Source organism: Streptomyces sp. ID05-39B, from assembly GCF_033794725.1.
Classification (GTDB): domain Bacteria; phylum Actinomycetota; class Actinomycetes; order Streptomycetales; family Streptomycetaceae; genus Streptomyces; species Streptomyces bobili.
The window spans coordinates 101,079-113,996 of record NZ_JARGEF010000004.1; the positions used below are offsets into that span (position 1 = coordinate 101,079).

The following is a 12,918-nucleotide window of genomic DNA, read 5'->3' on the forward strand; positions in this document are numbered from 1 at the left end:
ACTCTGGCTGAATTTTTCCTTTCACTCGCCTTGACAGCGACCTCCGGCCACCCGGAGTATCACTCCCGTGAACCTGTCAGACAGCCAGACAGGTGGCCCGGCACCCCGTCGCATCAGTGCGATGGAAGCGGTGCTCGCCCACCTCCGCGGTGCCATCGAGCACGGCCACTACGCCATCGGGGACAAGCTTCCCTCCGAGGCGGAACTGTGCCGCACCCTCGAGGTCTCCCGGCCCGTCCTGCGGGAAGCCCTGCGCGCCCTCCAGACCATGGGCCTGACGGTCTCCCGGACCGGCAAGGGCACCTTCGTCGTCGCCAGCACCGTCGAGGACCCCACCTTCGGCGACTACGCGGCCAGCGACCTGCTCGAAGTGCGCCGCCACATCGAGATCCCGGTCGCCGGGTACGCCGCCGCCCGCCGCACCCCGGAGAACCTGGACCACCTGGCCCACCTCCTGGACCGGATGGAACGCGAGACCGACACCACCGCCTGGGTCGCGATGGACACCCTCTTCCACCTGGCCGTCGCCGAGGCAGCCCAGAACCCGGTGTTCCGCCGGGTCATCGAGGAGATCCGCGACGCACTGGCGCGTCAGTCGACCTTCCTCAACCAGCTGGGCGGACGGCGCGAGCAGTCCAACCGCGAACACCGGGCCATCGTCGAAGCGCTGATCGACGGTTCCGAGTCCGACGCCGTGGAGGCCATGAGCCACCACCTCGACCGCGTCGAGACCACCCTCACCGACATCGTGCGCTCCCCGCGCACGGACTCCCCCCTGGAAGGCGGACCCGAGGCGTGAGCGAACAGCACCTCAAGGACGAGACGCGCCCCTCGCCCCGTCACGTCGACGCCGGAGACGAGGGCTACAGCAAGTCCCTCAAACACCGGCACGTCAACATGATCGCCATTGGCGGCGCCATCGGCACCGGCCTCTTCCTCGGCGCCGGCGGCCGCCTGGCCGACGCCGGCCCCTCCCTCTTCATCGCCTACGCGGTCTGCGGCATCTTCGCCTTCCTCGTGGTGCGCGCCCTCGGCGAACTCGTCCTGTACCGCCCGTCCTCCGGCGCCTTCGTCTCGTACGCCCGGGAGTTCATGGGGGAGAAGGGCGCCTACACCGCGGGCTGGATGTACTTCCTGAACTGGGCCACCACCGGCATCGCCGACATCACCGCGGTGGCGACCTACACCCACTACTGGGGCATGTTCTCCGACGTGCCCCAGTGGGTGATCGCGCTGATAGCCCTGGCCGTGGTCCTCACGGTGAACCTGATCTCGGTGAAGATCTTCGGCGAACTGGAGTTCTGGTTCGCGATCGTCAAGGTCAGCGCGCTCGTGATCTTCATGTGCATCGGCATCTTCCTGCTGGTCACCCAGCACCAGGTCGACGGCACCACCCCCGGCCCGTCGCTGATCAGCGACCACGGCGGCATCTTCCCCAACGGCCTGCTGCCCATGCTGCTGATCGTCCAGGGCGTCGTCTTCGCCTACGCCTCGGTCGAACTGGTCGGCGTCGCCGCCGGTGAGACCGAGAATCCCGAGCAGATCATGCCGAAGGCGATCAACTCGATCATGTGGCGCGTGGGCGTGTTCTACGTCGGCTCGGTCCTCCTGCTGTCGATGCTGCTCCCGTGGAACAAGTACACGTCCGGAGAGAGCCCCTTCGTCACGGTGCTGTCCAACATCGGCATCCCGGCCGCGGGCGGCGTGATGAACCTCGTCGTCCTCACGGCGGCGATGTCCTCCCTCAACTCCGGCCTCTACTCCACCGGCCGCATCCTGCGCTCGATGGCCGTGAGCGGCTCGGCACCCCAGTTCACCGCGAAGATGAGCCGCACCCAGGTCCCCTACGGCGGCATCCTGCTCACCAGCGGCGTCTGCGTCCTCGGCGTCGGCCTCAACTTCGTGGTCCCCGCCGACGCCTTCGAGATCGTCCTGAACTTCGCGGCGCTGGGCATCCTGGCCACCTGGGGCATGATCATGATCTGTCACCTGCTGTTCTGGCAGAAGACCGAGAAGGGCGAACTGACCCGACCGAGCTACCGACTGCCGGGCTCCCCCTGGACCGAACTCCTGACGCTGGCCTTCCTCGCCTCCGTCCTGGTCCTCATGTACGCCGACGGCGGCGCCGGACGCACCACCGTGCTGTGCCTGCCGCTGATCGTCGCCGCGCTCGTCGCCGGCTGGTACGCCATCCGCGTCCGCCGCGCACGCACCTCCTCCAAGGCCGACGCGTGAACCCGCCGCCGGCCCTCGCCCACTCACCAGTGACCAGGCCATGATGTACAGCAGTTCCCTCGCCGACGCCCCCGCGATCCGCGAACCCCTCCACGCCCCCGTCGCCCACCTCGTCCGCGGCGGGGTGACGGAGGGCGTCCACTACGGCTCCGTCGTCGTCCTCGGAACGGACGGCGAGGTCGACTTCCAGCTCGGTGACATCGAGGTCGCCTTCTACCCGCGCTCCGCGCTCAAGCCCGTCCAGGCAGTCGCCATGGTCCGTGCCGGGCTCCCGCTCGACGGCGAACTGCTCTCGCTCGCCGCCGCCAGCCACTCCGGCGAGGAGCGCCACCTCGCCGGGACCCGGCGGATCCTCGAACTGGCCGGCGCCACCGAGGACGACCTGCGCAACGTCACGGACCTGCCGTACGACCCGGTCGTCCGTGACCTCTGGACACGCGAGGGCCGCCTGCCGTCCCGTCTCGCCCAGAACTGCTCGGGCAAGCACGCGGCGATGCTGTACACCTGCAAGCTCAACGGCTGGTCCCTCGACGGCTATCTCGATCCGGGCCACCCGCTCCAGCAGGCGATCGCCGAGATCGTCGAGGACCTCACCGGGCAGCGGATCGCCCGCGTCACCGTCGACGGGTGCGGCGCGCCGCTGTTCTCCGTCTCCCTCAACGGTCTGGCGCGTGCCGCAGCCCGTGTCACCACCGCCGTGCCCGGCACCCCCGAGGCGCGGGTGGCGGACGCGATGCGCGAGCACGCCGAGATGGCCTCCGGCTCCGGCCGGGACGTCGCCGCCCTGATGCGGGCCGTCCCCGGCCTGCTCGCCAAGGACGGCTTCGAGGGCGTCGAGGTCGCCGCACTCCCCGACGGCCGTGCTGTCGCCGTCAAGATCTCCGACGGCGCGGACCGGGCCCGCGTCCCCGTCACCGCGGCCGCGCTCGTCCGCGCCGGAGTGGACCCCGCCCTCCTCACCCCCTTCGCGGGCGAGCCCCTCCTCGGCGGCGGCCAACCCGTCGGCAGCATCCGCACGGTACGCGCGCTGGACCCGGTCACCGAGCCGGCCTGCGCCTGACATGCGGTGGGGGAGGCGTCCTGGCGGCATGCGGTACGTCGCACCCGGCGCCGCATCGGCGAAACGGCGCCCCGCCCGGCCCCGCGCATCCGCCCTCCCGGTCTCGCCAGGCCGGACGAGACCCGGTCGGTCTCCCCGCACCACCAACACCCTCGCCCCTCGGAAAGAGGCCGCACCCTCATGACTGTCGTCGTCAGCCGCAGCGAACACGATCTGCTCGGAGACCGGGACGTACCCGTCGACGCGTACTGGGGTGTCCACACCCTGCGCGCCACCGAGAACTTCCCGATCACCGGCACCACGATCTCCGCCTACCCGCACCTGATCGACGCCCTCGCCGCCGTCAAGGAGGCCGCCGCCCTGGCCAACGAGGAGCTGGGGCTGCTGTCGCCGGAGAAGGCCGCCGCGATCGTCGCCGCCTGCCGTGAGATACGGGCGGGCAAGCTGCACGACCAGTTCGTGGTGGACGTGGTGCAGGGCGGCGCGGGCACCTCGACCAACATGAACGCCAACGAGGTCGTCGCCAACCGGGCCCTGGAGCTGCTGGGCCACGCCAAGGGCGAGTACCGGTACCTGCACCCCAACGAGGACGTCAACCTCGGCCAGTCGACCAACGACGTCTACCCGACCGCCGTCAAGGTCGCCACCGTCTTCGCGGTGCACGGGCTGCTCAAGGCCATGGCCGTCCTCCAGGACGCCTTCGCCCGCAAAGCCGTCGAGTTCCGCGACGTGCTGAAGATGGGCCGCACCCAGCTCCAGGACGCCGTCCCGATGACCCTCGGGCAGGAGTTCTCCACGTTCGCCGTCATGCTCGACGAGGACCGCAGCCGCCTCGCCGAGGCCGTCGAACTGATCCAGGAGATCAATCTCGGCGCCACGGCGATCGGCACGGGCCTCAACGCGCCCGTCGGTTATGCCGAGTCGGCCCGCCGCCACCTCGCCGAGATCACCGGCCTGCCGCTCGTCACCGCCGCGAACCTCGTCGAGGCCACCCAGGACTGCGGCGCCTTCGTCCAGATGTCCGGCGTGCTCAAGCGGATCGCGGTGAAGCTCTCCAAGAGCTGCAACGACCTGCGCCTGCTGTCGTCCGGGCCGCGCGCGGGTCTCGGCGAGATCAACCTGCCGCCGGTGCAGGCCGGTTCCTCCATCATGCCCGGCAAGGTCAACCCGGTGATCCCGGAGGTCGTCAACCAGGTCGCCTTCGAGGTGATCGGCAACGACGTCACCATCACCATGGCCGCCGAGGCCGGGCAGCTCCAGCTCAACGCCTTCGAGCCGATCATCCTGCACTCCCTGTCGGAGTCCATCACCCACCTGCGCGCGGCCTGCCTGACCCTCGCCGAGCGCTGCGTCACCGGCATCACCGCCAACACCGAGGTGCTGCGCGCCAGCGTGGAGAACTCCATCGGCCTGGTCACCGCCCTCAACCCGCACATCGGCTACACCGCGGCCACCGACATCGCCAAGGAAGCGCTGGTCACCGGCCGCGGTGTCGCCGAACTCGTCCTGGAGAAGGGCCTGTTGCCCGCCGAGCGGCTCGCCGCCCTGCTGCGCCCCGAGGTGGTCGCGGGCAACGGCTCGTCCTTCGCCTGACCCGTCCCCGACCTGCGACGACGCGCCACGACCGGCCCGGAGGCACAATGGTGATCATGACAACGACGTCGTCCCTCACCTTCCAGCCGGTCCTGGAGCGCATCGCCGAGGAGATGGCCCGCACCCCCGGCCGCGGCCGCCCCGCCGACTACATCCCGGCGCTCGCCGCCCGCGACGCCCGCAGCTTCGGCATGGCCGTGGCGGAGCTGGACGGCACGGTGTACGGGGTGGGGGACTGGCAGGAACCCTTCTCGACGCAGTCCATCACCAAGGTCTTCACCCTCGCCCTGGACCTGGCCCGCGAGGGCGACGAACTCTGGGAGCACGTCGGCCGCGAACCCTCCGGCAACCCGTTCAACTCGCTGGTCCAGCTGGAGTACGAGAACGGCATCCCCCGCAACCCGTTCATCAACGCGGGCGCCCTCGTCGTCACCGACCGCCTCCAGACCCGTACCGGAGACGCGGCGGGCGCACTGCGGGACTTCCTGCGGGCCGAGAGTGGCAACGCGGCGCTCGACTTCGACCTCGACGTGGCCGCCTCCGAGTCCGCGCACGGCGACCGCAACGCCGCCCTCGCCCATTTCATGGCCTCCTACGGCAACATCGACAACCCGGTGCCGGCCCTCCTGGACCAGTACTTCCGCCAGTGCTCGGTCACCGCCTCCTGCGCCGACCTCGCCCTGGCCACCGGCTTCCTCGCCCGCCACGGCGTCCGCGCCGACGGCAGCCGCCTGCTCAGCCGCAGCCAGGCCAAGCAGGTCAACGCCATCATGCTGACCTGCGGCACCTACGACGCGGCCGGCGAGTTCGCCTATCGCGTGGGACTGCCCGGCAAGAGCGGCGTGGGCGGCGGCATCATCGCGGTCGTACCGGGCCGCTGCACGCTGTGCGTGTGGAGTCCGGGCCTGGACGAACGCGGGAACTCGGTGACGGGCGTGGCCGCCCTGGACCGCTTCACGACGCTGACCGGCCTGTCGGTCTTCTGAGCGCCGCCCCGGAACACGCACGCACACGGCGGTGACGCCCATGACGCCTCCCGGAGGCGGCCACGTCGCTTGCCGGCCACCTGGCGTTGACCCTCTGACCCAGTGTTGGCCAGAGCTTTCCCGTCGATCTCCGGGCGCGGTGCTGTGCACGCGCGTGGTGTGGCTCTGGTTCGACGACGCCTGCGGCATCGACGGCTTCCTCGGCGGCAACCTCTACACCTGGATCACGCTGGGCCTGCTGCTACGGCTGCCGGTGGGTCAACCCGCCGAACGGCGTCGGCCCAGGAGCCGCAGCACCAGGGCGACGGAGGCACCGCCCAGCGCGGCGGCGCCCACGACGACGGCCGCCTCCGCCCAGCCGGGCGCGTCGTCGTGGCCGGACACGGCGACCGCCGCGGCCGTCACGGGCGTCGCCTGCGGTCCGGGCCTCGGCCGCGCCCGGAGCGCGTCCAGCGAGCCCACGGGGTCGACCCGCCCGGCGGCCCCGAACCCCCAGTCGAGCAGCTCGCGCGCCTCCTCGTAGACGGCGAAGCCGTCGCCGGCCTGCGGATTGAGCACCGTCACGACCAGCGTGCGGTCGCCCCGCCGGGCGGCGGCCACGAGGGTGTTGCCGGCGTTGCTCGTGTAGCCGTTCTTGATGCCGACCAGCCCGGGGTACCGCGCGACCCCGTCCGTCCCGCTGAGCAGCCGGTTGGTGTTGACGATGCCGTACGTCCCTCCGTCGCGCCCCGGGAAGCGGGCCTCGGCGGTGGCGCAGTACCGGGCGAAGTCCGGGTTGCGCAGCCCGGCCCGCCCGAACACCGCGAGGTCGTAGGCGGAGGACACCTGGCCGGGGGCGTCGTACCCGTCCGGGGACACCACGCGTGTGTCCAGGGCGCCCAGGGAGCGGGCCTTGGCCTGCATGCGGGCGGCCGTGGTGCGCCAGCCGCCGTTGAGCGCGGCCAGCACGTGCACGGCGTCGTTGCCGGAGTTGAGGAACACCCCGTGCCACAGGTCCGAGACCCGGTACGAGCGTCCCTCGGCGACTCCGACGAGGCTGCTGCCCGCCCCGATGCCGGTCAGCTCCGCCTCGGAGACCCGGTGCCGGATGCCTCCGGGCAGCACGGGCAGCACCGTGAGGGCGAACAGGGTCTTGAGGGTGCTGGCGGGAGGCAGCTTGCGGTGCGCGTTCGACGCGGCGAGCACGTCGCCGGTACCGGCGTCGGCCACCAGCCACGACAGCGCGGAGACGGCCGGGACGCCGGGTGCTCCGGGGCGTGGCCGGACCTGCGTACCGGAGCGGTACAGCAGGGCGGGGCGCGGCGCAGTCGCGTGCGGCCCGCCGGCCGGACCGTGGTCCGCCCCGGCGGGAGCGGCGGGCGCCGCGGGCCCGAGGGCCAGGACGCCCGCCGCACAGAGCACGCAGGCCGACGCGACGGCCCGAGAAGAGAATCCGATCGTCATATGATCAACGTAAGAATGAAGCGGGCCTTCGCCGCGCTGCCCGTGCCGCACAGGGGGCCGCGTGCACCCGGATGCCGCATGCGAGGGCGTGCCCTCGCGCCCGCCTGCTGATCCATGCCCGCCACGGCCAGGGCGCGGGCGACGGCGAGCAGGAAGCAGACCGCGGCGATCAGCGCGCAGCCCAGCAGTCCGGTGACACTCCCGATGACACGCCGGCCCCACCGCGTGGCCCGCTCCGCGCGCCGGGCGGCGTCGCCGTGGTCGCTGTCGTCGTACCGGTCCCGCTCCGTCATGGCACCCCCGGCCGGGACCTTGCAGCGGCGGGGGATCAGGCGGCCGGGAGGGTCGGCTGGATGCGGCGGATGAACGTCGCGTTGTCCGGCGTCGCGCGCATCCGCTCCAGCAGGGTTTCCAGGTTGGCCTGGCCCTCCCGGGTCTGGAGGGCGCGGCGCAGGCCGCGGGAGGCGGTCAACTCGCCGGGGGAGAGCAGGAGTTCCTCGCGGCGGGTGCCGGAGGTGTTGATGTCGACGGCCGGGAAGACGCGGCGCGATGCCGGTTCACGGTCGAGGCGCAGCTCCATGTTGCCGGTGCCCTTGAGCTCCTCGAAGTAGAAGTCGTCGGCACGGGAGCCGGTCTCCACCAGCGCGCTGGCGAGGATGGTGAGCGAGCCGCCCTCCTCCGCGGCGCGCGCGGCCCCGAAGAACCGCTTCGGTCCGATGAGCGCGCCGGCGTCGACGCCTCCGCTGAGGGTGCGGCCACCGGCGGCGGCGGCGTTGTTGTGGGCGCGGCACAGCCGGGTCAGGGAGTCCAGCAGGATCACGACGTCCTCGCCCGCCTCGACGAGCCGCCTGGCCCGTTCGATCACCAGGTCGGCGAGCGCGATGTGCTGCCTGGGGGCCTGGTCGAAGGTGGAGGCGTAGACCTCGCCGCGTACCGAGCGGCGCATGTCGGTGACTTCCTCGGGGCGCTCGTCGAGCAGCAGCACCATCAGCCGGGCTTCGGGGTGGTTCCCGGCGACGGCGGCGGCGAGCTGCTGGATGAGAACCGTCTTGCCGGTCTTGGGCGGTGCCACGATGAGCCCGCGCTGTCCCTTGCCGACGGGCGCGAGCAGGTCGACGACCCGTCCGGCGAGCCCGGCCGCCGGGTGTTCGAGGCGGAGGCGCTCGTGCGGGTGGAGGGGCGTCAGGTCACGGAAGTGACGGCGCCCGCGCAGCGCGTCGGGGGTACGTCCGTCGATGTGCGCCACGTCGGTCAGGGAGCGCCGGGCGTCGTGCCTCCCTTCGATGAAGTCGCCCTTGCGCAGGCCGAATCGGCGGATCAGCGCCGGGGAGACCTGGACGTCGTCGGGGGCGGGCAGGCAGTCGGTGGCGCGCAGGTGCCCCTTCCCGTTGCCGTCGATGTCGAGGACACCGGTGACGAGCTGGGGCTGGGGCTGCTGCCGGACAGGCGGGTGTTCGAGTGTGGTGGTCATGGTGGGCCGGTCCTTTCGAGGACGGAAGGCATGAGACATACGAAGGAAGGGGGTGTGGATCCGCGAGGGGGAGGGGCGGTGTACGCGCGCCTCCGGCGGTGGGGAAGCAGGACCTCGGCCACGGAGAACCGCTGCTCACGAGGTTTCTGCGGAAGAGCCGGCGCACCGACCGGGATCGACGGGCGCAACAGCGAACTGGGAGAGGAACCGCACCGGCGCCCCGAAACGGGGGCGTACACAGATGCTGTGGGGAAGCGTAACACCCACGTCGCCGTCATGGCGAGGAATACGGTGCTTCCACCTACCTCAACACGGGACCGTCCCTGGCTGTTCCGGTGTCGGGCCTCTCCTGGCCCGGACCGGAGTGTCATGGATCGGTGCCAGATGTCCCCAGACCATAACGATCCGGGCGGACAGCGGACTTGACCTCCTACGCTGCACTATCTTCACGTCATGTCCACGCCGCCCAAGCCTCCGCAGGAACCCGAGCAGCCGTCCGGGGCGCCGGCTCCGCCGAGTGCGTATCCGTATCCGAGTCCGCAGTCGCCGGGCCCAGGATCGGCGGCGAGTTACCCGCCGCCCGCCGCGCCCGTGCCGGGCCAGCAGAACTTCTACGCCACCCCGACCCTGGTCGGCCAGCCGGGCCAGCCGGGCCAGCCGGGCCAGCCGGGCCAGCCGGGCCAGCCCGCGGCCGGATATCCGTACGGCGGGCAGGGACCGTATCCGCTGGTTCCCCCGCCGCCGTCCGGTGGCGGAGGCGGGGCCGGGCGAGCGGTGCTGTGGGTGGCCGTGGGCGCGGTCGTCGCTTCCGCGGCCTGGGCGGCGGGCGTCTTCCTGATCGGCGGGAAGGGCGCCGACGCGGACCTGCGCGGTTACACGGCGCCGGCGAACCTCTGCTCCAGCACGGACTACTCCTCCTTCGAGACGGAGTACCCGGACAACGACGGCTCGCCGACCCACAACGCACTCAAGGATCCGGCTCTCGACGAGAGTTACTGCAGCATCAACCTCAAGAAGACCGGGTCGAGCTACGCCGACGCCTACCTCTCCACGCAGGTGGACCTGCACCGGAAGTCCGACCCGGGGCCGGAGTTCACGGCCATGTGGAAGAACTACGGGGAGAGATACCCCGATTACGACGTGGAGACCGTCGAGAACCTCGGTGAAGAGGCCTACCTGGTCAGCGAGGACACCACCACGAGCAGCTCCACCAGTGGTTCCCTCTACGCCACGCTCGCCGTACGGGACGGCTGGACGACGTACACGATGAGCTACAGCGCCTACCTGTCCTCCTACGACGATGACGACGACAAGGACCCGCCGTCGCTCGACGACGTGAAGGACTGGCTGAAGACGGACTCGAAGGCCACGCTGGACCAGCTCAAGGACTGACGCCCGCGCACACACGGTGGCCGGCTCACGGGGTTTCGCCCCTGGGCCGGCCACCGGTGTGTTCAGCGCGCCTGGGCCTCCTGCGTGATTCGCTCGAACCGCGCCCCCATCGCCTCGGCCAGCGCGTGCGCCCCCGACAGGGGCCGCACCATCACCGTGAGCCGGTCGATGAGCCCGTCCTCGTCGACATGGATGAAGTCGCAGCCGCTCAGTTCCCGCCGGCCGACCCGCGCGCTGAACACCAGCGCGTGGTCGCGGCCGTCGGCACCGGCGAGTTCCCGCTCGTACCGGAAGTCCTCGAAGACCTCCGTCACCGCGCGCAGGATCGCCGCCGTGATCGCCTTGCCGGTGTAGGGCTTGAACACGACGGGGCTGGTGAACTCCACGTCCTCGGCGAGCAGGGCCTCCACGGCCTTGAGATCGCCGGCCTCGACCGCCTCTCGGAACGCGCGCATCCGATCACCTCATACTCAATAAGTTGACTAGGTGTGGATGACAATAATCACCTGCTGTTACCGTGTCCACATGTCGCTCAAGTACGCCGTCCTGGCCGCCCTCCTGGAAGGTGAGGCCTCGGGCTACGAACTGTCCAAGGTCTTCGACGTCTCCCTCGCGAACTTCTGGCCCGCGACGCCGCAGCAGCTCTACCGCGAGCTGGAGCGACTCGCCCAGGACGGCCTGATCGAGGCGCGGGTCGTGCGGCAGGAACGCCGGCCGAACAAGCGGATGTTCACCCTCACCGAGGCCGGCCGCGAGGATCTGCACGCCTTCGCCGCCGCACCGCCGCGCAGGCCCACCGCCATCCGGGACGAACTCCTCATCAAGATCCAGGCGATGGACGGCGTCGGCGTCGACCCCGAGACGACCCGCGCGCAGATCGAGGAACGCCGGAGCTGGGCCCGCGGCAAGCTCGACCGCTATCTGCGGGTGCGCGATCGTCTCCTCGCCGGGCGCACCGAGGACGAGTTCCTGCGCGAGGCCGACCGGATCGGCCCCTACCTGACGCTGATGGCCGGCATCGCCTTCGAGGAGGAGAACCTGCGCTGGTGCGAACGGGTTCTGCTGCACCTGCGGCGGCGTACCGCCGTAGGCTGACGCCGATGTTCAGCCCCGAAGGACCCACGCTGCGCGAACTCGCCGTCCAGGCCCTGTCGTCCGTCGAACACGGCTACGACCTGCTGGCTCCGAAGTTCGACCACACGCCTTTCCGCACCCCCGCCCCCGTCCTCGACGCGGTCGTTTCGGCCCTGCGCCGGACCGGCCCCTACGACGACGGCCTGGACCTGTGCTGCGGCACGGGCGCCGGCGTCGACGCGCTGGCCACGCTCTGCCGAAGCAGCGTCACCGGCGTCGACTTCAGCGCCGGGATGCTCGACATCGCGCGCGGACGGGCCCGCCCGCCGCAGCCGCGGGTGTCCTTGGTGCGGGCCGACGCGCGTGCCCTGCCGTTCACGGACGCCTTCGACCTCGTCGTCAGCTTCGGCGCGTTCGGGCACTTCCTGCCGGAGGAACTGCCCGGCCTGTTCGCCCAGGTGCACGAGGCGCTGCGGCCCGGCGGGCGGTTCGCGTTCCCGGTGCTCGCGCCGCCCCGGCCGTCGTCCCCCGCGTTCTGGATGCTGCTCGGCTTCGACGCCGTCATGCGGGTCCGCAACGCCGTGTGGCGTCCCCCCTTCGTCATGTACTACCGGGCCTTCCGGCTGGGCGAGGTCCGCCGGGAGCTGGAGCGCGCCGGGTTCCGGGTGGACCTGCACGCCCTGCCCGAGTTCGGCAGGCGGGGCGACGGAAGCCCGCGGGTGCGGATGGTCGAGGCGCGCCGCACGGAGCGACGCGGACCGGGTCAGTCGGCCGCCGGCAGGGTGAACGTGTAGACCAGAACCTCCTGCCGGGTCTCCACGACCAGGTCGGTGATCTCCAGCGGCCGGGCGTACTGGTCGTGCACGTGCCGGGTCACCCGCATCGACGGGGCGCCGTCCGGGCGGGTGATGGAGTCCCGGTGGTGCAGGGTCAGTCCGGCCCGGCGCATCCAGTCGTAGACGCGCCGGAGCTGCGGGGAGCCGGTGGTGTCCGCGCGGTCGCGGTAGCGGGCGAGTTCGTCGACCTCGGCCAGTGCCACCGCCGAGAAGGACGTCACGGCGGTACGCAGGGGGCGTCCGTCCGCGCCCGTCGACCGGTAGCGGTGGACCAGCGTCGGCCGGTGCGGGGCGAGGTCCAGTGCGGTGGCGTGCTCGGGCGGCGGCGGCTCCCAGCTCAGCGCGGTGAGGTCCACCGCGCAGGCGTCGTCCGCGGTCCGGGAGCCGACGGGAAAGGCGAGCCAGGCCGGGTCGGCGACCGGCGCTCCCGGCAGGACGGCGTGGCTGCCGCGCCGGTCGGTGGCGACCAGTCCGTCACGGCGCAGCACCTCCAGCGCCTGTCGGACGGTCACCCGGCTGACTCCGAAGTGCTCGGCCAACTGCCTTTCCGCGGGCAGGCGTTCGCCGGGCGGGATGGTGCCGTCGTGCAGCTCGCCGAGCAACTCCTTCGCTATGCGCCAGTAGAGGGGCTGATCAAGGGGGATGGTGCGGGCCATGCCGCGCGCCTCCTGTGGTGACGTGCCGTGCGGGCGTGTTCGTCACCAGATCTAGCATTGGTCTAAACCAACACCGCTCCTTACACCCACAACCCGCCCCCAACACACAAAAACGCAAAAATCAATTTTCCCCTTTATTCCCTAAAAAAAAAAAAAAAAAACAAAAAAAACT

Annotated in this window: 13 protein-coding genes; 8 read left to right on the plus strand and 5 right to left on the minus strand. The window is 71.2% G+C overall.

All coding sequences use genetic code 11. The features are described 5' to 3' along the window. Positions 1-121: 121 nt before the first annotated feature. The 5 genes from P1P75_RS02410 to P1P75_RS02430 all read left to right on the plus strand — a co-directional run bounded on the left by P1P75_RS02410 (position 122) and on the right by P1P75_RS02430 (position 5,874). Positions 122-799 carry a FadR/GntR family transcriptional regulator gene (locus tag P1P75_RS02410; RefSeq protein WP_319251318.1) on the plus strand — a complete coding sequence of 226 codons (678 nt, stop codon included), beginning with the start codon at positions 122-124 and terminating at the stop codon, positions 797-799. Then, the gene (locus P1P75_RS02415; RefSeq protein WP_319251320.1) at positions 796-2,235 is read left to right on the plus strand and encodes an amino acid permease; all 1,440 of its coding nucleotides are present in this window, start codon (positions 796-798) and stop codon (positions 2,233-2,235) included. The genes P1P75_RS02410 and P1P75_RS02415 overlap by 4 nt, the downstream gene beginning before the upstream one ends. Before the next feature lie 43 nt (positions 2,236-2,278). After that, entirely contained in the window at positions 2,279-3,295 is a 1,017-nt protein-coding gene (locus P1P75_RS02420; protein ID WP_319251346.1) for an asparaginase, read from the plus strand. A gap of 180 nt (positions 3,296-3,475) precedes the next feature. Further along, on the plus strand, positions 3,476-4,888 hold the full coding sequence (aspA, locus tag P1P75_RS02425; RefSeq protein ID WP_319251322.1) for an aspartate ammonia-lyase: 1,413 nt from the start codon (positions 3,476-3,478) through the stop codon (positions 4,886-4,888). A 47-nt stretch (positions 4,889-4,935) separates the two neighbouring features. Then, positions 4,936-5,874 (plus strand): glutaminase, encoded by a 939-nt coding sequence (locus P1P75_RS02430; RefSeq protein WP_319251324.1) that lies wholly within the window; start codon positions 4,936-4,938, stop codon positions 5,872-5,874. Between the two features lie 258 nt (positions 5,875-6,132). Here the strand turns inward: P1P75_RS02430 and P1P75_RS02435 are convergent, their stop codons facing one another. From P1P75_RS02435 to rho, 3 genes are read right to left on the minus strand one after another with little or no spacing between them, the layout of a single operon-like run. Beyond that, positions 6,133-7,317: a D-alanyl-D-alanine carboxypeptidase gene (locus tag P1P75_RS02435; protein WP_319251326.1), complete on the minus strand. Its 1,185-nt coding sequence runs from the start codon at positions 7,315-7,317 to the stop codon at positions 6,133-6,135. Beyond that, complete coding sequence (locus P1P75_RS02440) at positions 7,314-7,610, minus strand: hypothetical protein (RefSeq protein WP_319251328.1); 297 nt, start codon at positions 7,608-7,610, stop codon at positions 7,314-7,316. Before P1P75_RS02440 ends, P1P75_RS02435 begins: the two co-directional genes overlap by 4 nt. Before the next feature lie 35 nt (positions 7,611-7,645). Next, the gene (gene rho, locus P1P75_RS02445; RefSeq protein ID WP_319251330.1) at positions 7,646-8,788 is read right to left on the minus strand and encodes a transcription termination factor Rho; all 1,143 of its coding nucleotides are present in this window, start codon (positions 8,786-8,788) and stop codon (positions 7,646-7,648) included. A 453-nt stretch (positions 8,789-9,241) separates the two neighbouring features. Here rho and P1P75_RS02450 point away from each other — a divergent pair, with 453 nt between their 5' ends. Further along, positions 9,242-10,180, plus strand: coding sequence for a hypothetical protein (locus tag P1P75_RS02450; RefSeq protein WP_319251332.1), 939 nt, complete (start codon positions 9,242-9,244; stop codon positions 10,178-10,180). A 62-nt stretch (positions 10,181-10,242) separates the two neighbouring features. Here the strand turns inward: P1P75_RS02450 and P1P75_RS02455 are convergent, their stop codons facing one another. Further along, a complete protein-coding gene (locus tag P1P75_RS02455; protein WP_319251334.1) occupies positions 10,243-10,635 on the minus strand; it encodes a nuclear transport factor 2 family protein in 393 nt (130 codons plus the stop codon). 70 nt (positions 10,636-10,705) lie between these two features. Here P1P75_RS02455 and P1P75_RS02460 point away from each other — a divergent pair, with 70 nt between their 5' ends. Continuing rightward, entirely contained in the window at positions 10,706-11,275 is a 570-nt protein-coding gene (locus P1P75_RS02460; RefSeq protein WP_319251336.1) for a PadR family transcriptional regulator, read from the plus strand. Between the two features lie 5 nt (positions 11,276-11,280). Next, positions 11,281-12,048, plus strand: a complete 768-nt coding sequence (locus P1P75_RS02465; protein ID WP_319251338.1) for a class I SAM-dependent methyltransferase — start codon at positions 11,281-11,283, stop codon at positions 12,046-12,048. On the opposite strand, the gene P1P75_RS02470 is transcribed toward P1P75_RS02465, so the two are convergent. Continuing rightward, positions 12,018-12,746 (minus strand): GntR family transcriptional regulator, encoded by a 729-nt coding sequence (locus P1P75_RS02470; RefSeq protein WP_319251340.1) that lies wholly within the window; start codon positions 12,744-12,746, stop codon positions 12,018-12,020. The genes P1P75_RS02465 and P1P75_RS02470 overlap by 31 nt on opposite strands. Positions 12,747-12,918: the final 172 nt, after the last annotated feature.

What these genes read in the sequence shown, in the direction of transcription:
- P1P75_RS02470 (WP_319251340.1), bottom strand. Translation starts at nt 12,746, where the DNA reads ATGGCCCGCACCATCCCCCTTGATCAGCCCCTCTACTGGCGCATAGCG.
- P1P75_RS02440 (WP_319251328.1), bottom strand. Translation starts at nt 7,610, where the DNA reads ATGACGGAGCGGGACCGGTACGACGACAGCGACCACGGCGACGCCGCC.
- aspA (WP_319251322.1), top strand. Translation starts at nt 3,476, where the DNA reads ATGACTGTCGTCGTCAGCCGCAGCGAACACGATCTGCTCGGAGACCGG.
- P1P75_RS02450 (WP_319251332.1), top strand. Translation starts at nt 9,242, where the DNA reads ATGTCCACGCCGCCCAAGCCTCCGCAGGAACCCGAGCAGCCGTCCGGG.
- P1P75_RS02430 (WP_319251324.1), top strand. Translation starts at nt 4,936, where the DNA reads ATGGTGATCATGACAACGACGTCGTCCCTCACCTTCCAGCCGGTCCTG.
- rho (WP_319251330.1), bottom strand. Translation starts at nt 8,788, where the DNA reads ATGACCACCACACTCGAACACCCGCCTGTCCGGCAGCAGCCCCAGCCC.
- P1P75_RS02460 (WP_319251336.1), top strand. Translation starts at nt 10,706, where the DNA reads ATGTCGCTCAAGTACGCCGTCCTGGCCGCCCTCCTGGAAGGTGAGGCC.
- P1P75_RS02410 (WP_319251318.1), top strand. Translation starts at nt 122, where the DNA reads ATGGAAGCGGTGCTCGCCCACCTCCGCGGTGCCATCGAGCACGGCCAC.
- P1P75_RS02420 (WP_319251346.1), top strand. Translation starts at nt 2,279, where the DNA reads ATGTACAGCAGTTCCCTCGCCGACGCCCCCGCGATCCGCGAACCCCTC.
- P1P75_RS02465 (WP_319251338.1), top strand. Translation starts at nt 11,281, where the DNA reads ATGTTCAGCCCCGAAGGACCCACGCTGCGCGAACTCGCCGTCCAGGCC.
- P1P75_RS02455 (WP_319251334.1), bottom strand. Translation starts at nt 10,635, where the DNA reads ATGCGCGCGTTCCGAGAGGCGGTCGAGGCCGGCGATCTCAAGGCCGTG.
- P1P75_RS02435 (WP_319251326.1), bottom strand. Translation starts at nt 7,317, where the DNA reads ATGACGATCGGATTCTCTTCTCGGGCCGTCGCGTCGGCCTGCGTGCTC.